The organism is Streptomyces sp. NPDC005805 (assembly GCF_040630445.1).
In the GTDB taxonomy this organism is placed as follows: Bacteria; Actinomycetota; Actinomycetes; order Streptomycetales; family Streptomycetaceae; genus Streptomyces.
Map to the genome: position 1 here is coordinate 34,913 of NZ_JBEXXN010000034.1, position 21,318 is coordinate 56,230.

Annotated in this window: 12 protein-coding genes; all 12 read left to right on the forward strand. The window is 72.3% G+C overall.

The genetic code is table 11. From position 1 onward, the window contains the following. The first annotated feature begins 15 nt into the window (after positions 1–15). Positions 16–2,187 (forward strand): penicillin-binding protein 2, encoded by a 2,172-nt coding sequence (gene mrdA, locus ABZ457_RS19590; protein ID WP_359158831.1) that lies wholly within the window; start codon positions 16–18, stop codon positions 2,185–2,187. Positions 2,188–2,189: 2 nt separating this feature from the next. Beyond that, on the forward strand, positions 2,190–3,389 hold the full coding sequence (gene rodA / locus ABZ457_RS19595; protein WP_359158832.1) for a rod shape-determining protein RodA: 1,200 nt from the start codon (positions 2,190–2,192) through the stop codon (positions 3,387–3,389). A 60-nt stretch (positions 3,390–3,449) separates the two neighbouring features. Continuing rightward, positions 3,450–4,967, forward strand: a complete 1,518-nt coding sequence (locus ABZ457_RS19600; protein ID WP_359158833.1) for a CYTH and CHAD domain-containing protein — start codon at positions 3,450–3,452, stop codon at positions 4,965–4,967. A 120-nt stretch (positions 4,968–5,087) separates the two neighbouring features. After that, positions 5,088–7,013 carry a TIGR03960 family B12-binding radical SAM protein gene (locus ABZ457_RS19605; protein WP_359158834.1) on the forward strand — a complete coding sequence of 642 codons (1,926 nt, stop codon included), beginning with the start codon at positions 5,088–5,090 and terminating at the stop codon, positions 7,011–7,013. A gap of 210 nt (positions 7,014–7,223) precedes the next feature. Further along, entirely contained in the window at positions 7,224–8,045 is an 822-nt protein-coding gene (locus ABZ457_RS19610; protein WP_359158863.1) for a TIGR03936 family radical SAM-associated protein, read from the forward strand. Positions 8,046–8,276: 231 nt separating this feature from the next. Then, positions 8,277–12,305 carry an Rne/Rng family ribonuclease gene (locus ABZ457_RS19615; RefSeq protein WP_359158835.1) on the forward strand — a complete coding sequence of 1,343 codons (4,029 nt, stop codon included), beginning with the start codon at positions 8,277–8,279 and terminating at the stop codon, positions 12,303–12,305. A 316-nt stretch (positions 12,306–12,621) separates the two neighbouring features. Further along, the gene (gene rplU, locus ABZ457_RS19620) at positions 12,622–12,942 is read left to right on the forward strand and encodes a 50S ribosomal protein L21 (RefSeq protein WP_018846647.1); all 321 of its coding nucleotides are present in this window, start codon (positions 12,622–12,624) and stop codon (positions 12,940–12,942) included. A 14-nt stretch (positions 12,943–12,956) separates the two neighbouring features. Further along, positions 12,957–13,211, forward strand: coding sequence for a 50S ribosomal protein L27 (rpmA, locus tag ABZ457_RS19625; RefSeq protein WP_018846648.1), 255 nt, complete (start codon positions 12,957–12,959; stop codon positions 13,209–13,211). Positions 13,212–13,362: 151 nt separating this feature from the next. Then, the gene (gene obgE / locus ABZ457_RS19630) at positions 13,363–14,799 is read left to right on the forward strand and encodes a GTPase ObgE (RefSeq protein ID WP_359158836.1); all 1,437 of its coding nucleotides are present in this window, start codon (positions 13,363–13,365) and stop codon (positions 14,797–14,799) included. 346 nt (positions 14,800–15,145) lie between these two features. Continuing rightward, the gene (locus tag ABZ457_RS19635) at positions 15,146–17,167 is read left to right on the forward strand and encodes a glycosyltransferase family 4 protein (RefSeq protein WP_359158837.1); all 2,022 of its coding nucleotides are present in this window, start codon (positions 15,146–15,148) and stop codon (positions 17,165–17,167) included. A gap of 257 nt (positions 17,168–17,424) precedes the next feature. Continuing rightward, on the forward strand, positions 17,425–18,924 hold the full coding sequence (locus ABZ457_RS19640) for a bifunctional cytidylyltransferase/SDR family oxidoreductase (protein ID WP_359158838.1): 1,500 nt from the start codon (positions 17,425–17,427) through the stop codon (positions 18,922–18,924). 170 nt (positions 18,925–19,094) lie between these two features. Continuing rightward, positions 19,095–21,146 carry a hypothetical protein gene (locus ABZ457_RS19645; RefSeq protein WP_359158839.1) on the forward strand — a complete coding sequence of 684 codons (2,052 nt, stop codon included), beginning with the start codon at positions 19,095–19,097 and terminating at the stop codon, positions 21,144–21,146. Positions 21,147–21,318 lie beyond the last annotated feature (172 nt).

The following is a 21,318-nucleotide window of genomic DNA, read 5'->3' on the forward strand; positions in this document are numbered from 1 at the left end:
CGAGGGGGCAGCAGCGTGAGCAACATCCCGGAGACCGGGCGGACCCCCAGGGTCCAGATCCGGCTCGTCATCATCCAGGTCCTGGTCTTCTCCCTCCTGCTCACCCTCGGCGGACGGCTCTGGTACCTCCAGATCCGCAACGGCGACGAGTACGCGAACGAGGCCAGCGGCAACCACGTCCAGCGGGTGGTCTCGCCCGCCGTGCGCGGCTCGATCCTCGACGCCCGCGGGGTGCCGCTCGCCGACAACGAGACCCGGCTGGTGGTCTCCGCGTCCCGTACCGAGCTGATGAAGATGAAGGACGACGGCAAGGCCGTCCTCACCCGGCTCGCCGGGGTCCTCGGCATGAAGCCGAAGGAGGTCATGGACAAGGTCCGGCTCTGCGACGCGAAGACCCCGCAGCCCTGCTGGAACGGTTCCCCCTACCAGCCGATCCCGGTCACCGACGAGGCCACCACCCAGCAGGCCCTCCAGATCCGGGAGCGCACCGAGGACTTCCCCGGCATCACCGCCGAACCCACCGCGGTCCGCCGCTACACCGCCCCCGCCGACGCCCGGACCTCCCAGGTCCTCGGCTACCTCTCGCCCGTCACCGACGAGGAGATCCAGAAGGCCAAGGACTCCGAGTCGCCCTATCTCCGCTCCGACCAGGTCGGCCGCTCCGGCCTGGAGCGCACCTACGACAAGGAGCTGCGCGGCAAGGCGGGCGTCACCTCCTACGAGGTCGACAAGCTCGGCCGGGTCATGGGCCAGGCCGAGTCGGACCCGGGCGTCCCCGGCTCCAACCTGGTCACCAGCATCGACGCCCGGGTCCAGGCGGTCGCCGAGGCTGAGCTGCACCAGGCGATGAAGACCGCCCGCAAGGAGGTCGACAAGATCACCGGCCGGCCGTACGAGGCCGACTCCGGGGCCGTCGTCGTCATGGAGTCGAAGACCGGCCGGATCGTGGCCATGGCCTCCCAGCCCGACTACGACCCCAACGCCTGGGTCGGCGGCATCTCCGCCAAGGACTACGCGAAGATGACCGGCAAGGGCTCCAACTACCCGCTGCTCAACCGCGTCATCCAGGGCCAGGCGGCCCCCGGCTCGGTGTTCAAGGTGGTCTCCGCGAGCGCCGCCGTCCGGGCCGGCTACGACTTCAACGACCGCTACAACTGCAGCAGCTCCTACCAGCTCGGCAGCCGCAGCTTCGCCAACTTCGAGTCCCAGGGACACGGCCCCATCACCCTCGGGGACGCCCTCAAGTTCTCCTGCAACACCGTCTTCTACGCCCTCGGCCACAAGGAGTGGCAGCGCGACGGCGGCACCAAGCCGAAGAAGAAGACCAACGACTGGTTCTACCGGACCGCCCACGACTTCGGCTTCGGCTCCGAGACCGGCGTCGACCTCCCCAACGAGGTCACCGGCCGCATCCCGGACCGGAAGTGGAAGCAGAACTTCTGGAAGGCCAACAAGGACGCCTGGTGCAAGGACGGCAAGAAGGGCGGCTCCTACGTCGAGCAGATCGCCTACGAGAACTGCCTCGAAGGCAACCAGCTCAAGGCCGGTGACAGCATCAACTTCTCCATCGGCCAGGGCGACATCCTCGTCACCCCCATCCAGATGGCGACCGCCTACTCGGCCATCAGCAACGGCGGCACCCTCTTCAACCCCACCATCGGCAAGGCGGTCATCAGCCCGGACGGCAAGCGGATCGACGAGATCAAGCCCTCCTCGCACGGGAAGCTGCCGATAGGAGCGGAGACCGTCGCCGACCTCGACAAGGGCCTGCGCTCGGTCGTCGGCCCGGGCGGCACCGCCGCCTGGCGGTTCGGCGGCTGGCCCCAGGACAAGATCCCGATGCGCGCCAAGACCGGTACCGCGCAGGTCTACGGCAAGCAGACCACCTCCTGGTTCGCCACCTACACCGACGACTACACGGTCGTCATGACGATCTCCCAGGGCGGCACCGGCTCCGGCGCCTCCGGCCCGGCCGTCCGCAACATCTACAACGCGATGTACGGGCTGGACGCGGAGGGCAACCAGGACCTGAAGCGCGCCCTGCTGCCCAAGCCGCAGAAGGCCCTGCCGAAGATCTCCCCGGACGGCTCGGTCGTCGCACCCGAGGTCCGGCCCTATGTGCCGCCGAAGCCGAAGGACCCCGCACTGGAAACGCTCGCGGGACCGCCCCCCGCACGGAGGGACTAGAGATGACTGGCGCAGGCGGCTTCTCCGTCTCCGGATACTGCCCCGACCGCGGCGGTCTGTGGACCCGGCTCAGTGCCCGCGACTCGGTCGTGCGCCGGCTCGACTGGCCGCTGATGGTCTCGGCCCTGGCCCTCTCCGTCATCGGCACCCTGCTGGTGTGGTCCGCGACCCGCGGGCGCACCGAGCTGAACGACGGCGACCCGTACAGCTTCCTCATCAAGCACAGCCTCAACATCGGCATCGGGATCGCCCTGATGGTCGGCACGGTCTGGCTCGGGCACCGCACCCTGCGCGGCGCGGTCCCGGTCCTCTACGGGCTCTCCGTCGTCCTGGTGCTGCTGGTGCTCACCCCGCTGGGCGCGACGATCAACGGCGCGCACGCCTGGCTGGTCATCGGCGGGCTGTCCCTCCAGCCGTCCGAGTTCGTGAAGATCACGATCATCCTCGGCATGGCGATGATGCTCGCCGCCCGGGTCGATGCCGGTGACCAGCTCCACCCCGACCACCGCACCGTCGCCAAGTCCCTGGCCTTCGCGATCCTGCCGATGGGCATCGTCATGCTGATGCCCGACCTGGGCTCGGTCATGGTGATGGCGGTCATCGTGCTGGGGGTGCTGCTCGCCTCGGGCGCCTCCAACCGCTGGATCCTCGGCCTGATCGGCGCGGGCGTCGGCGGGGCGGTCCTGGTGGCCGCGCTCGGGCTGCTCGACGAGTACCAGATCAACCGCTTCGCCGCCTTCGCCAACCCCGAGCTGGACCCGGCGGGCGTGGGCTACAACACCAACCAGGCGCGCATCGCGATCGGCTCGGGCGGGCTGTACGGGGCGGGGCTCTTCAACGGCCACCAGACCACCGGCCAGTTCGTGCCCGAGCAGCAGACCGACTTCATCTTCACCGTCGCCGGTGAGGAACTCGGCTTCGTCGGCGCCGGGCTGATCCTGGTCCTCCTCGGCATCGTGATGTGGCGCGCCTGCCGGATCGCCCGGGAGACGACCGAGCTGTACGGCACGATCGTCGCCGCCGGGATCATCGCCTGGTTCGCGTTCCAGTCCTTCGAGAACATCGGCATGGCGATGGGCATCATGCCGGTCGCCGGGCTGCCCCTGCCGTTCGTCTCCTACGGCGGCACCTCCATGTTCGCCGTCTGGATCGCGGTCGGGCTGCTCCAGTCGATCCGGGTGCAGAAACCCATAAGCGCCTGAGCGGCCGCGGGGGTGGCGCGCGCACTGCCGCGCCGCCCCCGCGGCGACTAGATTCGGTGCATGGCGGACACCAAGCGCGAGATCGAGCGAAAGTACGAAGCCACCCCCGACACCCGGCTCCCGGACCTGACCCGCATCCCCGGCGTCGCCGAGGCCGAGGAGCACGGCGTCACCGAACTGGACGCCGTCTACCACGACACCGAGGACCTGCGGCTCGCCGCGTCCGGGATCACCCTGCGCCGCAGGACGGGCGGCGCGGACGCCGGCTGGCACCTCAAACTCCCCGTCGCCCCCGGCGTGCGCGACGAGATCACCGCCGACCTCTCCGACGAGGTGCCCGGCGAACTCACCGCCCTGGTCCGGGCCCGCACCCGCGGCGCGCCCCTGGTGCCCGTCGTCCGTCTGCTCTCCTCCCGTGAGGTGCGCCTGCTGCGCGACGCGGACGGCACGGCCCTCGCGGAGCTGAGCCGGGACGCGGTCGTCGCCGAACGGCTGCACGGCGAGGGGCGCACCGCCCAGTGGGACGAGATCGAGATCGAACTCGCGGACGGCGCCGACCCCGCCTTCCTCGACGGCGCGGACAAGAAGCTCCGCAAGGCCGGACTGCGCGCCGCCGCCTCCCCGTCCAAGCTCGCCCGCGCCCTCGACGAGACCGGCGGCGGCCCGGCCGCCCGCCCCGAACCGGGCGAGCCCCGCACCGCGGGCGACCACATCACCGCCTACCTCCGCGAGGAGACCGAGGCGCTGCTCGCCCACGACCCCGGGGTCCGTCGCGATCTGCCCGACGCCGTCCACCAGATGCGCGTCGCCACCCGCCGGCTGCGCAGTGCCCTGCGCACCTACCGGAAGATCCTGGACCGGGAGGCCACCCAGCCGCTGATCGACGAACTCAAGTGGCTCGCCGGTGAACTGGGCGCCGCCCGGGACCAGGAGGTCCTCGCCGCACGCCTGCGGGACCGGGTCGCCGAACTGCCCGCCACCCTGGTCCTCGGCCCGGTCGAGGCACGCCTCACCGCCTGGGCCGCCGCCGGGGACGAGGACACCCGGGCGGTGGCGCTCGCCGCCCTGGACAGCGACCGCTGCCTGCGGCTGCTGGACGCCCTCGACGCGCTGCTCGCCGACCCGCCCCTGCTCAAGGCCGCCGGCAAGGCCCCGGACGCGGCGATCCCGGACGCGGTGCTGCGCGAGTACCGGCGGGTGTCCGGCCGGGTCGAGCACGCCCTCGCCCTGGCGCCGGGCCCGGAGCGGGACACCGCCCTGCACGACGCCCGCAAGGCGGCCAAGCGCGCCCGGTACGCGGCGGAGGCGGCCACCCCCGCTCTCGGCCGGCCCGCGCGCCGGTTCGGCAAGCGGATGAAGGCGGTGCAGAAGGTCCTCGGCGACCACCAGGACAGCGTGGTCGCCCGGGACGCGGCCCGGGACCTCGCGGTCGCGGCCCATCTGGCGGGGGAGTCCGCGTTCACCTGGGGACTCCTCTACGGGCACGAGCAGGCGGCCGCAGCCGAGCGGGAGGCGGAACTCCCGGCGGTGTGGGCGAAGGCGGCGGACCCGGACCTGCGGGCGGCCCTGCGGTCCTGACCCGCGCCCGGCCGTTCCCGGCCCGTACGCCTTCCGGTGGTTCGCCGGAAGGCGTACGGGGGGCTGCTCCACTCGCGTTACGCTTGAGAGTCGCCCCCGCCAGCTCCACGAAGGTTCCAGATGTCTGCCGAGTCGGTCTTCCCGCAGCTCGAAGCTCTGCTCCCGCATGTGCAGAAGCCCATTCAGTACGTCGGCGGTGAACTGAACTCCACCGTCAAGCCGTGGGAGTCCTGCGACGTCCGCTGGGCGCTCATGTACCCCGACGCGTACGAGGTCGGGCTGCCCAACCAGGGCGTCATGATCCTCTACGAGGTCCTCAACGAGCAGGAGGGCGTCCTCGCCGAGCGCACCTACAGCGTGTGGCCGGACCTGGAGGAGCTGATGCGCGAGCACCGGGTCCCCCAGTTCACCGTGGACTCGCACCGCCCGGTCGGCGCCTTCGACGTGCTCGGGATGAGCTTCTCCACCGAGCTGGGCTACACCAACATGCTCACCGCGCTCGACCTCGCGGGCATCCCGCTGGAGTCGAAGGACCGCACCGTCGACCACCCGATCGTGCTCGCCGGCGGCCACGCGGCCTTCAACCCCGAGCCGATCGCGGAGTTCATCGACGCGGCGATCATCGGCGACGGCGAGCAGGCCGTCCTCGACATGACCCGGATCATCCGCGAGTGGAAGGCCGAGGGCCGGCCCGGCGGCCGCGAGGAGGTGCTGCTGCGCCTCGCGAAGACGGGCAGCGTCTACATCCCCGCGTTCTACGACGTGGAGTACCTGCCCGACGGCCGGATCGGCCGTGTGGTGCCCAACCGCTCCGGTGTGCCGTGGCGCGTCTCCAAGCACACCGTGATGGACCTGGACGAGTGGCCCTACCCCAAGCAGCCGCTGGTCCCGCTCGCGGAGACGGTCCACGAGCGGATGTCCGTCGAGATCTTCCGCGGCTGCACCCGCGGCTGCCGCTTCTGCCAGGCCGGCATGATCACGCGCCCCGTGCGGGAGCGAAGCATCACCGGCATCGGCGAGATGGTGGACAAGGGGCTCAAGGCGACCGGCTTCGAGGAGGTCGGCCTGCTGTCGCTGTCCTCCGCGGACCACTCCGAGATCGGCGACATCGCCAAGGGCCTCGCGGACCGGTACACCGAGGACAAGGTGGGCCTCTCCCTGCCCTCCACCCGGGTCGACGCCTTCAACGTGGACCTGGCCAACGAGCTGACCCGCAACGGCCGCCGCTCGGGTCTCACCTTCGCCCCCGAGGGCGGCTCGGAGCGGATGCGGAAGGTCATCAACAAGATGGTCTCCGAGGAGGACCTGATCCGGACCGTCGCCACCGCGTACGGCAACGGCTGGCGCCAGGTGAAGCTGTACTTCATGTGCGGCCTGCCGACCGAGACCGACGAGGACGTCCTCCAGATCGCCGACATGGCGATGAACGTCATCCAGAAGGGCCGCGAGGTCTCCGGCTCCAACGACATCCGCTGCACCGTCTCCATCGGCGGTTTCGTGCCCAAGCCGCACACCCCGTTCCAGTGGGCCCCGCAGCTCTCGGCCGAGGAGACGGACGCGCGGCTGGCGAAGCTGCGCGACAGGATCCGCGGCGACAAGAAGTACGGCCGCTCCATCGGCTTCCGCTACCACGACGGCAAGCCCGGCATCGTCGAGGGCCTGCTCTCCCGCGGCGACCGCCGGATCGGCGCGGTCATCCGCGCGGTGTACGAGGACGGCGGCCGCTTCGACGGCTGGCGCGAGCACTTCAGCTACGACCGCTGGATGGCCTGCGCGGACAAGGTCCTCCCCGGCTTCGGCGTCGACCTCGCCTGGTACACCACCCGCGAGCGCACCTACGAGGAGGTCCTGCCCTGGGACCACCTGGACTCCGGTCTGGACAAGGACTGGCTCTGGGAGGACTGGCAGGACGCCCTCGACGAGGTCGAGGTCGAGGACTGCCGCTGGACGCCGTGCTTCGACTGCGGGGTCTGCCCCCAGATGGACACCAGCATCCAGATCGGCCCGACGGGCAAGAAGCTGCTGCCGCTGACCGTGGTCAAGTAGCCGCCGCCGCGCCCCGGCGCGCCGTTCGGGGCGCGTAACCTGGGAGAAGCGCAACCACAACCACAGACCGTTCCCGGCGCGGCGGCCGGACCCGAGTCTCCCTCGCCGGACTTCACGGCGGGGCGGGAGCCGGGACCGCCCGCGAGGGAACACCCGCACGCCGTGGGCGGTGCGCCACCCGCGCCCGCTCCGCACCGAGGAGAAGAACCCCTGGGCAAGCGACAGCCCGAAGGACCGCCGCCCGCACCCGCGGTACAGCGCATCCGACTGCGCTACACCAAGCGCGGCCGCCTCCGGTTCACCAGCCACCGCGACTTCCAGCGCGCCTTCGAGCGGGCCCTGAGGCGTGCCGAGGTGCCCATGGCGTACTCGGCGGGCTTCACCCCGCACCCCAAGGTGTCGTACGCCAATGCCGCACCCACCGGTACGGGCAGCGAGGCCGAGTACCTGGAGATCGCCCTCACGGAGGCGCGCGACCCGGACAAGCTGCGCGCGCTGCTGGACGAGTCGCTGCCCACCGGACTCGACATCACCGACGCCGTGGAGGCCCGCACCCCGGGCCTGGCCGACCGGCTGACCGCCTCCGTGTGGGAGCTGCGGCTGGACGGCGTCACCCCCGAGGACGCCGAGAGCGCCGTCGCCGCCTTCCTCGCCGCCGAGACCGTAGAGGTCAGCCGGAAGACGAAAAACGGCGTACGGAGCTTCGACGCCCGGGGAGCCGTCGCGGATCTTCAGGCGGCTCGTCCACAGGCTGATAGGCCGGTGGACGGGCCCTGTGCGATACTGCGGCTGGTTGTTCGGCACGTAGCACCTGCCGTGCGACCCGACGACGTCCTGTCCGGTCTCCGAGCTGTGGCCGACCTGGCGCCGCCGGTCCCCGCAGCGGTGACCAGGCTGGCGCAGGGGCTCTTCGACGAGGAGTCCGGCACGGTGACCGACCCGCTCGCGCCCGACCGCGAGGCAGCCCCGGCCGCTCCACCCACGGCCGCCGGGACCGCCTCTGCGACGGCGCCGGAAGGTCCCGCCGCGTAAGGACGGTCGTCGTAGCGCGGCTCTCGTACTCGGGAGCCACCTGGGTCGGGCCGCGCAAGGGACACAGAAGACTTTCGCCAGGCCGTGCGTACATCGCGTACGGAACCGGCGAGCCAGACATCAGCTCCCGTGCGGCGCCCGCGCCCCGGACGGCGGCATCGCGCTCATCACGCGGCCGCACCGGACCGGATCAGGCGCGGCGCCCGGGAGCGCGACGGGAGAAACGCCCGCATGCTCGAACAGCCGAACGAGTCCGGCACTGCCGGATCGCAGAACGAAGATCACAACAGCCCCAGCGACACGCTGCCGCCGCGCCGCAGGCGCCGGGCGGCCTCGCGTCCCGCGGGCCCGCCGGCCGGGGGCGAGACCGCGGCTCCCGCGGAGGCCGCCGGGACCGCCGAACGCGTCGCCGCGGCCGAGGCCACGGCGGACCGCTCCGGCACCGCCGAGGTCGTCGAGGCGCCCGCCCCGCGTACCCGCCGCCGGGCCACCCGTAAGGCGACGGCTCCGGCCGGTGGGCCCGAGGGCGAGGCCGTCGTGGAGACCCCCACCGCTCCGGCGGAGGCCCCGGCCCAGGCGGAGACCGAGTCCGTGACCACGGAAGAGGCACCCGCGCCGCGTACGCGTCGTCGGGCGACGCGCAAGGCGACGGCGCCCGCCGGTGCGCCCGAGGCGGTGGCCGCCGGGCAGGCGGAGCCGGCCGAGACCGCGGCCGCGGAGACCGCCGAGGCCGCTGCTGCCGAGGCGTCCGCGCCGCGTACGCGTCGTCGGGCGACCCGTAAGGCGACGGCTCCGGCCGGTGCGCCCGAGGCCGCCGCCGCCGCGGAGACCGCCGAGGCCGAGCCGGTCGCCGCCGCGAAGGCGGAGACCCCTGCGGCCGAGCCGGTGGCCGCCGAGGAGGCGCCCGCGCCCCGCACGCGTCGCCGCGCCACTCGTAAGGCGACCGCGCCCGCCGGTGCGCCCCAGGCCGAGGAGGCCCCCGAGGCCGAGTCCGCCGAGTCCGCCGAGGAGCCCGCGCCGCGTGGCCGTCGCCGGGCCACCCGTAAGGCCACTTCCCCCGCCGTCGCCGAGGTCCCCGTGACCGAGGCCGAGGAGGACGAGGAGGCCGTCGAGGCCGTCGAGGCGGGCGAGAGCCTGCCCGAGGACGCCGTCGAGCAGATCGCCGCCGAGGAGGCGGAGGTCGCCGCCGCGGAGAAGGCCGCCACGCGGGGCCGCACCCGCCGCCGCGCCGCCTCGCCCGAGTTCACCGCGCCGCCCGCCGAGGAGGCGCCCGCCCGCGGCCGCCGCGCCACCCGGGCCGCCGTGCCCACCTTCCAGGCCCCGGTCTTCGCCGAGCCCATGTTCCAGACGCCGGAGACGGCCGCCGCGGCTGCCGCCGCCGCGGTCGAGCCCGAGGACGCCGAGACCGCCGAGGCCGTCGAGGCCCCGGCGCAGGAGCAGACCGGTCGCCGTCGCCGCCGTCGCCGTGGTGAGGCCGCCGAGCCCGCCGAGGCCCCGGCCGCCGCCGCCCCCGCCTCCGACGAGAGCGCCGGGACCGACGAGGACACCGAGCCCGAGCAGGCCGACGCCGAGGCCGGCGAGGACTCCGACGAGTACGAGGACCGCCCCTCGCGCCGCCGCCGCCGGGGTGGCCGCCGCCGTCGCCGTGGCGAGGCCGCCGAGAGCGACGAGTCCGCCGACGAGCAGGGCCCCGAGGGCGCCGAGGCGTCCGAGGACACCGACGACGAGGACGAGGACGAGTCGGAGGGCGGCACCCCGTCCGCCGCCGGTACCTCCAGCAGCCGGCGCCGCCGTCGCCGTCGCCGCCGCAGCGGTGACGGCCCCGCGGACGGCGAGTCCGGCACCGGCGCCGACGACCCGGAGCGCACGGTCGTCAAGGTCCGTGAGCCGCGCAAGAAGGAGGAGCCCTCCGACGAGGTCCAGTCCATCAAGGGCTCGACCCGTCTGGAGGCGAAGAAGCAGCGCCGCCGCGAGGGCCGCGAGCAGGGCCGCCGCCGGGTGCCGATCATCACCGAGGCGGAGTTCCTGGCGCGCCGCGAGGCCGTCGAGCGCGTCATGGTGGTCCGCCAGAGCGGCGAGCGCACCCAGATCGGCGTGCTCGAGGACGACGTGCTCGTGGAGCACTACGTCAACAAGGAGCAGGCCACCAGCTACGTCGGCAACGTCTACCTGGGCAAGGTGCAGAACGTCCTGCCGTCCATGGAGGCCGCCTTCGTCGACATCGGCAAGGGCCGCAACGCCGTCCTGTACGCCGGTGAGGTCAACTTCGAGGCGCTCGGCATGGCGAACGGGCCGCGCCGGATCGAGGCCGCCCTCAAGTCCGGCCAGTCCGTCCTCGTCCAGGTGACCAAGGACCCGATCGGCCACAAGGGCGCCCGCCTCACCAGCCAGGTCTCGCTGCCCGGCCGGTACCTGGTCTACGTGCCCGAGGGCTCGATGACAGGCATCAGCCGCAAGCTGCCGGACACCGAGCGCGCCCGGCTGAAGACCATCCTCAAGAAGGTCGTCCCCGAGGACGCGGGCGTCATCGTGCGCACCGCGGCCGAGGGCGCGAGCGAGGACGAGCTGCGCCGTGACGTCGAGCGTCTGCAGTCGCAGTGGGAGGACATCAAGAAGAAGGCGAAGAGCGGCAACGCCCCGACCCTTCTCTACGGTGAGCCTGACATGACCGTCCGGGTCGTCCGCGACATCTTCAACGAGGACTTCTCCAAGGTCGTCGTCAGCGGTGACGAGGCGTGGGAGACGATCCACGGCTATGTCTCGCACGTCGCGCCCGACCTGGTCGACCGCCTCCAGCGGTGGACCAGCGAGGTCGACGTCTTCGCGGTCCACCGGATCGACGAGCAGCTGATGAAGGCCCTGGACCGCAAGGTCTGGCTGCCGAGCGGCGGTTCGCTGGTGATCGACAAGACCGAGGCGATGGTCGTGGTCGACGTCAACACCGGCAAGTTCACCGGCCAGGGCGGCAACCTGGAGGAGACCGTCACCAGGAACAACCTGGAGGCGGCCGAGGAGATCGTGCGCCAGCTCCGGCTGCGCGACCTGGGCGGCATCGTCGTCGTCGACTTCATCGACATGGTCCTGGAGTCCAACCGGGACCTGGTGATGCGCCGGCTGCTGGAGTGCCTGGGCCGGGACCGGACCAAGCACCAGGTCGCCGAGGTGACCTCGCTGGGTCTGGTGCAGATGACCCGCAAGCGGGTCGGCCAGGGGCTGCTGGAGTCCTTCTCCGAGACCTGCGTCCACTGCAACGGCCGCGGTGTCATCGTCCACATGGAGCAGCCCTCGGGCACCGGTGGCGGGGGCGGCGGCAAGCGCTCCAAGAAGCGCGGCCGCGGCGGTTCCGGCGAGCACACCCATGAGCAGCACACCCACGAGCACGAGGCCCCGGCCCAGGCCGCCCCGGCCGAGGAGCGGGCGGAGACCGAGGCGGAGGTGGCGGCCGAGGCCGCGGCCCCGGCGGCCCTGCCGGAGCCGGAGTTCACCCCGGACGAGGAGCTGTACAGCAGCGCCGCCGAGGCGGAGGCCGCGGCCACCCGCGGTCGCGGTCGCCGGCGGGCCTCCCGCAGGGCGAGCGCGCCCGCGGGTGCGCCGAAGGCGGCGGAGTCCGCGCCGGCCGCCGAGGCCGTGGTGACCGCACAGCCCGAGCCCGAGCGGCCCGGTCCCGTCGAGCCCGAGGCCGTCGCGGCCCCGGCCGCGCCGGAGACCGCGTCCGAGGCGCCCGTGGAGGAGCAGGCCCCCAAGGGCCGTACCCGCCGCCGGGCGACCCGCGCCGCCTCGGCCCCGGCCGGACCCCCGGCCGCCGCCGAGCCGACCGTGGTGGAGACGACGGTCGTGGAGTCCGAGCCCGCCGAGGCACCGGCCGCCCCTGCGGCGGCCGAGCCGGAGCCGGTCGCCGAGGAGACCCCGGTCGCCCCGCCGCGCGCCCGTCGCCGGGTGACCCGCAAGGTCACCGCCCCGGCGGGGTCGCCCTCGGGCGCGGAGGAGGCCGCGGTCGTCGTGGTCGCCGCCGCGCAGCCGTCCGGCACCGAGGCGCAGCCGGAGACGGCCGGGGCGGACGAGGGTGCCGAGGCGCCCGCGGCCAAGAAGGCGGTCCGCAAGACCGCCAAGAAGGCCACCGCGAAGAAGGCCGCGGCCAAGAAGACCGCCGCCAAGAAGACGACGGCCAAGAAGTCGACCGCGAAGAAGACGGCCAAGAAGACCTCGGCCGCCGAGCAGTCGCCGGCACCGGAGGTCACGGCGAGCACCTCCGACGCGTAGCACCGTCACAGGTGTGCGGCCCGCCCCCGGTCACCGGGCGCGGGCCGCACACGCGTCTGCCCGCCGGGCCGGGGGTCGCGGCCGCGCGGGTGCTCCCGCCGGTCGGGGGCCGGGGCCGTGAGGACCTCGGTTTGACCCCCTGAGCAGCGGCCCGTAACCTTGACCCTCGGCGTGTTTCCCTATGCGCGCCCACTCCTGAGCAACTCCCTCCCGGTTCCCGGGAGAGGCCGCTCGTCCGTTTCCGGATCATCCCGGGCTCCGGCCCGTGTGAGCGGCTGGCATCAGGAGTTCCGTATCGAGCGAGAGAGAGATCCGCGTGTACGCCATCGTGCGCAGCGGTGGTCGCCAGCACAAGGTTGCTGTCGGCGACATCGTCGAAGTTGACAAGATTTCCACCGCCAAGGTCGGCGACACGGTCGAGCTCTCGACCCTGCTCGTTGTCGACGGGGACGCCGTCACCAGCGACCCGTGGGTGCTGGACGGCATCAAGGTCACGGCCGAGGTCGTCGACCACCACAAGGGCGCGAAGATCGACATCCTTCGCTACAAGAACAAGACCGGCTACCGCCGCCGCCAGGGTCACCGCCAGCAGTACACGGCGATCAAGGTCACCGGCATCCCCACGGCTGCGAAGTAAGGGACTGAGGAGAGATGGCACACAAGAAGGGCGCATCGTCCACCCGGAACGGTCGCGACTCCAACGCTCAGCGGCTCGGCGTGAAGCGCTTCGGCGGTCAGGTCGTCAACGCCGGTGAGATCCTGGTCCGCCAGCGTGGCACCCACTTCCACCCCGGCGCGGGCGTCGGCCGTGGCGGCGACGACACGCTGTTCGCGCTGCAGCCGGGCGCCGTGGAGTTCGGCACCCACCGCGGCCGCAAGGTCGTGAACGTCGTTCCGGTCGCCTGACCGGTTCCTCACGAGGGGCGGACCTCACTTCCCGGACGGGAAGCGGGTCCGCCCTTCGCGTGTTGAGAGACAGACATTTCCCCTCGTAGTCCCGTAGTCGTCAGTCCCGTAGTCGTTCCGCACCACCCCACCCTTCACTGGAGGCACCCCCATGACCACCTTCGTGGACCGCGTCGAGCTGCATGTCGCCGCGGGTAACGGAGGCCACGGCTGTGCCTCCGTGCACCGGGAGAAGTTCAAGCCGCTCGGCGGACCGGACGGCGGCAACGGCGGGCGCGGCGGCGATGTGATCCTCGTCGTCGACCAGTCCGTGACCACGCTGCTGGACTACCACCACAGCCCCCACCGCAAGGCCACCAACGGCCGGCCCGGCGAGGGCGGCAACCGCTCCGGCAAGGACGGCCAGGACCTGGTCCTGCCGGTCCCGGACGGCACCGTGGTCCTCGACGGCAAGGGCGACGTCCTCGCCGACCTCGTGGGCCACGGCACCACCTACATCGCCGCCGAGGGCGGCCGCGGCGGCCTCGGCAACGCGGCCCTCGCCTCCGCCCGCCGCAAGGCGCCCGGCTTCGCCCTGCTCGGCGAGCCCGGCCGCTCCGGCGACATCGTGCTGGAGCTGAAGACCGTCGCCGACGTCGCGCTGGTCGGCTACCCGAGCGCCGGGAAGTCCTCCCTGATCTCGGTCCTCAGCGCCGCCAAGCCGAAGATCGCGGACTACCCGTTCACCACCCTGGTGCCCAACCTCGGTGTGGTGACGGCGGGTTCCACCGTCTACACGATCGCCGACGTCCCCGGCCTGATCCCCGGCGCCAGCCAGGGCCGCGGGCTGGGCCTGGAGTTCCTGCGGCACGTGGAGCGCTGCTCGGTGCTGGTGCATGTGCTGGACACCGCGACGCCGGAGTCCGAGCGGGACCCGGTCTCCGACCTCGACGTCATCGAGGAGGAGCTGCGGCAGTACGGCGGTCTGGAGGACCGGCCGCGGATCGTGGTCCTCAACAAGATCGACGTCCCCGACGGCCAGGACCTCGCCGATCTGATCCGCCCGGACCTGGAGGCCCGCGGCCACCGTGTCTTCGAGGTCTCCGCGGTCGCCCACAAGGGGCTGAAGGAGCTGTCCTTCGCCCTCGCCGAGATCGTGGCCGAGGCCCGTGCCGCCAAGCCGGTCGAGGAGGCGACCCGGGTCGTCATCCGCCCCAAGGCGGTGGACGACGCCGGGTTCACCGTCACCCCGGAGGAGGACGGCCTGTACCGCGTTCGGGGAGAGAAGCCGGAGCGCTGGGTGCGTCAGACGGACTTCAACAACGACGAGGCCGTCGGCTACCTCGCGGACCGGCTGGCCCGCCTCGGCGTCGAGGAGCAGCTGATGAAGGCGGGTGCCCGCGCGGGCGACGGCGTCGCCATCGGCCCCGAGGACGACGCCGTGGTCTTCGACTGGGAGCCGACCGTCATGGCGGGCGCCGAGATGCTCGGCCGCCGCGGTGAGGACCACCGGTTCGAGGCCCCGCGACCTGCGGCGCAGCGCCGCCGCGACCGGGACGCGGAGCGGGACGACGCCCAGCGCGAGTTCGACGGCTTCGAGCCCTTCTGACCGCTGCCCGGCGCTCCGCCGGGCCCGTTCGACGCGCCGCCCGGGGCCCCGGCCCCGGTGCGCAGCGGCATCCCTCCCCGCCGAGGGACCGGCCGGATCCAGCCTCTGCGAGGGGGCCGGATCCGGCCGTTTTCCGTCGCTGAGGGCAACCGTGCGCCCGGTGCGCCCGTCTCACCCGGATGAAGGCGGGAAGTTCACCTGGTATGCATGCAATCGAGGCCGATCGCTCATGGTCGACCATATCGTGCCCTGGCGTGCCGACGTCCCGCCTCGTCACGAGAACCAGTGCCGGCGGGTGACGGGTCGCCCGTCCGGTCCCTGGAGCAGCATCGAGCCGGGAGCACCGATGAAGATCTCCTTCCTCATCCACACCGTCTACGGGATCGGGGGGACCATCCGTACGACGCTGAACCTCGCGGAGGAGCTGGCCAACCGCCACGAGGTGGAGATCGTGTCGGTCTTCCGGCACCGCGACGACTTCGCGTTCGCGCTGGACCCGCGGCTGACCGTGGTCCCGCTGGTGGACACCCGGCCGGGCAGCGCCGACCGCGAGGAGCCGCGCTTCTCCGAGCCGGCCGCGGCCTTCCCCCGGGCGGAGGCCCGCTACAAGGAGTACAGCCGCCTCGTCGACGACCGCGTCCGCGCGCACTACGCGGAGTCGGACGCGGACGTCGTCATCGGCACCCGCCCCGGCCTCGTCGCGTACGTCGCGCAGTTCGCCCCGGCCACCGCGGTGCGCATCGGCCAGGAGCACATGACGCACAACCACCACAAGGCCGCGTTGCGCGAGCAGATGTACGAGCACCTGGACGCCGTGGACGCGTTCGTGACCGTCTCCGAGGGCGACGCGCGGGTCTGGCGGGAGAAGATCCCCCTGCCCACGACCCGGGTCCTGTCGATCCCCAACAGTGTCCCGGAGCCCTCCGTGCCGCCCTCCGACGGCACCGGGAGGACCGTGGTCGCGGCCGGGCGGCTGGCCTCGGAGAAGCAGTACGAGGTGCTGATCGAGGCCTTCGCCAAGGTCGTCGCCGTGCACCCGGACTGGTCGCTGCGCATCTACGGCTCCGGGGACCAGCGCGACCGGCTGCGGTCCCGGATCGAGGCGCTGGGCCTCTACAACGAGATCCATCTGATGGGCCCGCACGCGCCGATCGAGCCCGAGTGGGCCAAGGGCGCGATCGCGGCCTCCACCTCCCGCCACGAGTCCTTCGGCATGACCCTGGTCGAGGCGATGCGCTGCGGGGTGCCGATGGTGAGCACCGACTGCGACTACGGGCCCCGGGAGATCATCGAGGACGGAGTCGACGGACTGCTCGTCCCGGTCGGGGACACCGACGCGGTGGCCGGGGCGCTGCTGCGGCTGATCGAGGACGAGGACCTGCGCCGTTCCATGGCCGCCGCCGCGGTGCGCAGCTCCCGCCGCTTCGACCCGGGGGTGGTCACCAAGCAGTACGAGGCCCTCTTCGACGAGCTGGCCGCCGACGCCGCCCAGCGGGCGCACGTCCCCGGGGTGTCCCCGGTCGCGGACTGCGCGGTCGCCGCGGACGGCTCGGTGTCGGTGACCCTGGTCGCCCCGCTGCCCGCCGGGGTGGAGCGCGGCGCCCGCCTGGTGTGCACGCGCACCGGGGCCCGGACCGAGGTGCGGACGTACGAGGTGGACGAGGCGGGCACGGCCCGCGTCCCGGCCGGGGAGGCGCTGCCCGAGGGCGTGTGGAACGTCTTCGTGGAGCTGGCCGGCTCGGGTGTCCGGGGCCGGGTCGCGGCCCGGGTGGTCGACCAGCGCGGGGCCCTGCACGCTGCCGAGCGGCGGGCGCCGGGGGACCCGGTGCGCAACCTGGTGCCGTACGAGGACAAGGCGAAGGGCGGGGCGCTGATGCTGCGCGCCTGGAACCGCGAGGTGCACGCGGAGGCCGCGGACGTCCAGGTCGACGGTGCGCGGGTCACTCTTTCGGGCAGCGTTCTGGGGTCGGCGACGGTGTCCGGGACCCCGGTGCTGGTGCTGCGCAGACGCGGCCGGCCCGCCGACCAGATCACCTTCCGCGGCGAGCGGGCCGGGGAGCGGGGCTTCCGCTTCTCCTTCGTGCAGACCGTGCTCGCCGCCTCCCAGACCACCCCCCACGATGTGTGGGACGCCTTCCTGCGGTACGCGCCCGGCGCCGACCCGGTCAGGATCGGCCGGGTCCTGGACGATGTGGTGGCCAAGCAGCGGATCTTCGTCTTCCCGCACTCGGTGACGCCCAAGCGGCGGCAGGGGAGCCTCGCCCGGGACCTGGCCAAGCGCGTGCTGCGGCGGCCGCGGAAGAAGGTCCGCGTCCGCGTCTACTACACGGTCTCCAACGATGTCGCCCTCAATGTGGTGGACCTGTAGCGGGCCCGCGCGGGCCCGGTCGCGGCGGTCCGTGACGGCAGCGACACGCCCATGTCCCGCTCATGAGTGGTTCATGCCACTCATGTGTGTGGTGTCGGTCACTCGCGGATTGCCGTGCGGTTTCTCCAACGTCCCTGATCACCCGGTGAACAGCAGGTTTCCGCCCTCCGTGAGCAGGGCGTCACCCGCCTTGCGGTGCGGTAACGGAGAGTGCAACCATCGGTTTCGTCCCCCAGCCCTCGCAAGGTAGGTCGTCCGTGTCTGTGCTGCCCATAGCCAAACCCCGAACCACAGCAGTCGTGCTCGCCGGCGGCACCGGCCAGCGCGTGGGCCTGTCGATCCCCAAGCAGCTGCTGAAGATCGCCGGCAAGGCGGTCATCGAGCACACCCTGGCCATCTTCGAGCAGGCGGACTCCATCGACGACGTCATCGTGCTGATGGCGCCGGGCTATGTGCCGGACGTCGAGAAGATCGTCGCCAAGGCGGGGCTGACCAAGGTCGTCAAGGTCATCGAGGGCGGCTCCACCCGCAACGAGACCACCGAGCGCGCCATCGCCGCCCTCGGCGAGGGCCTGGCCGAGGGCGAGGACCGCAACGTCCTCTTCCACGACGCCGTGCGCCCGCTGCTCTCCGCCCGCGTGATCCGCGACTGCGTGGACGCCCTGGAGCGCTACCAGGCGGTGGACGTCGCCATCCCGTCCGCGGACACGATCATCGTGACCCGCACCCACGGCGAGGACGGCGAGTTCATCACCGATGTGCCGGACCGCTCCCGGCTGCGCCGCGGCCAGACCCCGCAGGCGTTCAAGCTCTCCACCATCCGCCGGGCCTACGAGGTCGCGGCCGGCGACCCGAACTTCCAGGCGACCGACGACTGCTCGGTGGTCCTGAAGTACCTGCCGGACGTGCCGATCTACGTCGTCGCGGGCGACGAGTACAACATGAAGGTCACGCAGCCGGTCGACGTCTTCATCGCCGACAAGCTCTTCCAGCTCGCCTCCACCGCGGCCCCCGGCCCGGGCGACGAGGCGGCCTACCGCGAGCTGCTCGCCGACAAGACCCTGGTCGTCTTCGGCGGCTCCTACGGCATCGGCGCGGACATCGCGCAGCTCGCCGAGTCCTACGGCGCCAAGGTCTACGCGCTGGGCCGGTCCACCACCGGCACCCACGTGGAGAACCCGGAGCACGTCGACGACGCCCTGTCCAAGGCGTACGCCGAGACGGGCCGAATCGACTACGTGATCAACACCGCGGGCGTGCTGCGGATCGGCAAGCTGGCCGAGACGGACAACACGACGATCCAGGAAGCGCTGAACGTCAACTACCTGGCGCCGGTGCAGATCGCGCGCGCCTCGCACAAGTACCTGGCGGAGACCAAGGGCCAGCTGCTGCTCTACACCTCCAGCAGCTACACCCGCGGCCGCGCCGAGTACAGCCTGTACTCCTCCACCAAGGCCGCCATGGTGAATCTCACCCAGGCCCTGGCGGACGAGTGGGCCGGCGACGGCATCCGCGTCAACTGCGTCAACCCGGAGCGCACCGCCACCCCGATGCGCACCAAGGCGTTCGGCACCGAGCCGGCCGGCTCCCTGCTGTCGTCCGAGGCCGTGGCCCGGACCTCGCTCGACGTGCTGCTCTCCGAGCTGACCGGCCATGTCATCGACGTCCGGCAGCAGGACCCGACCCGCGGCGCCTCCGAGGCGTCCGGCTTCGAGCAGGCCCTCGCATCCGTCCTGGACCGTCAGGAAGATGTGTAATACTTCTTGACATTCGAACATTCGGGCCTCTGCAGTCGCTGTTCAGCGCACCGCAGAGGCCCGAGTCTGTGGAGCCCGGTCTTCACGCCTCCTCCGCAGAGCACATCCGCAAGGCACAAACAGTCGGCACCCCCTGAAGCAGGTTCTTCGTGATTTCGAAAGCCATTCGCATGGCTCGCGTGGGCAGCGGACCCGAGCTGGCCGCGGCCGTCCTCCTGGTGCTCGGGTTCCCGTGCGTCATGCTCGCGGCGATAATCCCCAGCGTCTGGTTCTTCGCGGCGGCCGCCGCGGTGACCTATCTCGCCGATACCTACCTGCACCAGAAGTCCAGCTACCTGGTCAACCGGCTGGCCAAGGTCCGCGCGGGGCTGTCGATCCGCTTCCTGGTGCGCCAGCTGCTCCTGGTACTGCTGCTGGCCCGCATGGGATACGCGGAGGAGCCGCTCTTCTATGTGACGGTCGCCTGCCTCCTCGGCTTCTACGGACTCCAGGCACCGCACGGCGCCATGGTCACCCTGCTGCGCCTGCGGCGCCGGCTGCCCGTGGTCACCCGCAATATCGACCTCTCCCACCTGCGGATTCCCGACGCCCCCCGGCCCGGTCTGATCAACCGCAGCGCCGAGAAGATGCTCCACCTCGACGTCTTCTCCTTCGTCGGTGTGCTGATCGCGCTGCTGACCGATGTGAACCTCTTCGCCTACGCCGGGCTCGCCCTGACCCTGGCCCTGGCGATCGGGTACCTCGCCGTGCTGCTCCCGAAGCTGCGCCCGGCCGCGCTGCCCGTCTCGCAGCAGAAGGTCCTCGACGGCGTCGACACCTGGCTGCGCGAGTACCGGCCGACCGTGCTGCTGTACTTCTCCGGCTCCAAGGACTCGGCCTACCAGGTCAACATGTGGCTGGAGACCATGGCGCAGCTCGGCGGCCGGCCGCTGATCCTGCTGCGCGAGCGCAACATCGTCCCCCAGCTCGGCAACACCTCGGTCCCGGTGCTCTGCGTCCCCGGCGGTGTGCACCTGATGAACCTGGACCTGTCGTCCGTGCGGGTCGCCCTGTACGCGGCGAACGTGGGCAAGAACATCCACCTGCTGCGGGTGCCGACCATGAAGCACGTCTTCATCGGCCACGGCGACAGCGACAAGCTCGCCAGCGTCAACCCGTTCAGCAAGGCGTACGACGAGGTGTGGACCGCCGGCCGGGCCGGCCGCGACCGGTACGCGCTGGCCGACGTCGGCGTGCGCGGCGAGGACATCGTCGAGGTGGGGCGTCCGCAGCTCGCCCCGATCAAGACCTGGACCGGCCGTCCGCTGCACCCGGTCCCGACCGTGCTCTACGCCCCCACCTGGGAGGGCTGGGACGACAACCCCGGCAACACCTCCCTGCTGCTGGCCGGCGAGAACATCGTCCGCCGGCTGCTCACCGCGGCCGACCCGGTGCGGGTGATCTACAAGCCGCACCCCTTCACCGGTACCCGCGACCCGCGCGCCAAGGCCGTCCACCTGCGGATCACCGCGATGATCGAGCAGGCCGCCGCCGAGCGCGCCCGTGAGCCGCGCTGGGTCCAGGAGGCCACCGCGCACGCCGGTGCCCAGGCCGCCGCGCGCGCCGAGCTCCAGCGGATCGAGGCCCGCCTCGCCGAGCTGTCCGGCAGCACCCGCACCGGCCGGGACGAGGCCGAGGAGTCCCGCGACTCGGTCGCCGACCCGGTGCGCGAGGCGGAGACCGCGAAGCTCAAGGAGGAGTGGAACGCCGCGTACTGGCGCTCCTTCGGCTGGTGGGAGCACAAGACCGTCACCGGCCCCGAGCCCCGGCTGTACGACTGCTTCAACGAGTCGGACGGCATGGTCTCGGACATCTCCAGCGTGGTCTCGGACTTCATCGCCAGCGGCAAGCCGTACGCGGTGACCGACTCCGCGGCCCTGGGCGAGGCCGAGTTCAAGCGGCAGAACACCGCCGTGCGCGCCGCGGTGATCCTCTCCAACAGCGCGGCGGAGCTGGACGAGTTGCTCACCGCCGTGACCGACCGGGCCGCCGACCCGCGCGCCGAGGCCCGCGCCGAACTCAAGGAGTACCTGCTCGGTCCCGACGAGCCCACCTCCATCGAGCAGTTCGAGGCGGCGGTGCAGACGCTGACGGCCAAGGCGGAGGCCCGCAACGCCGGGGTGCAGCAGCGCCTCGCGGAGCCGGAGCAGGCGCCGGGGCTGGACGACTCGGCCGTCGCCTGACGCCCGGAAGCCCTGACGTCCGGGAGCCCTGACGTCCGGGAGCCCTGACGCCCGGAAGTCTTACGCCGCAGGACGCGGCACGGCCGGTGGCCCGGCCCCCTCGGTGAGATCCAGGGGGCCGGGCCACCGGCCGTTCGTACGCACCCTGTGGGCGATTCGGGTGGGCCGTCGC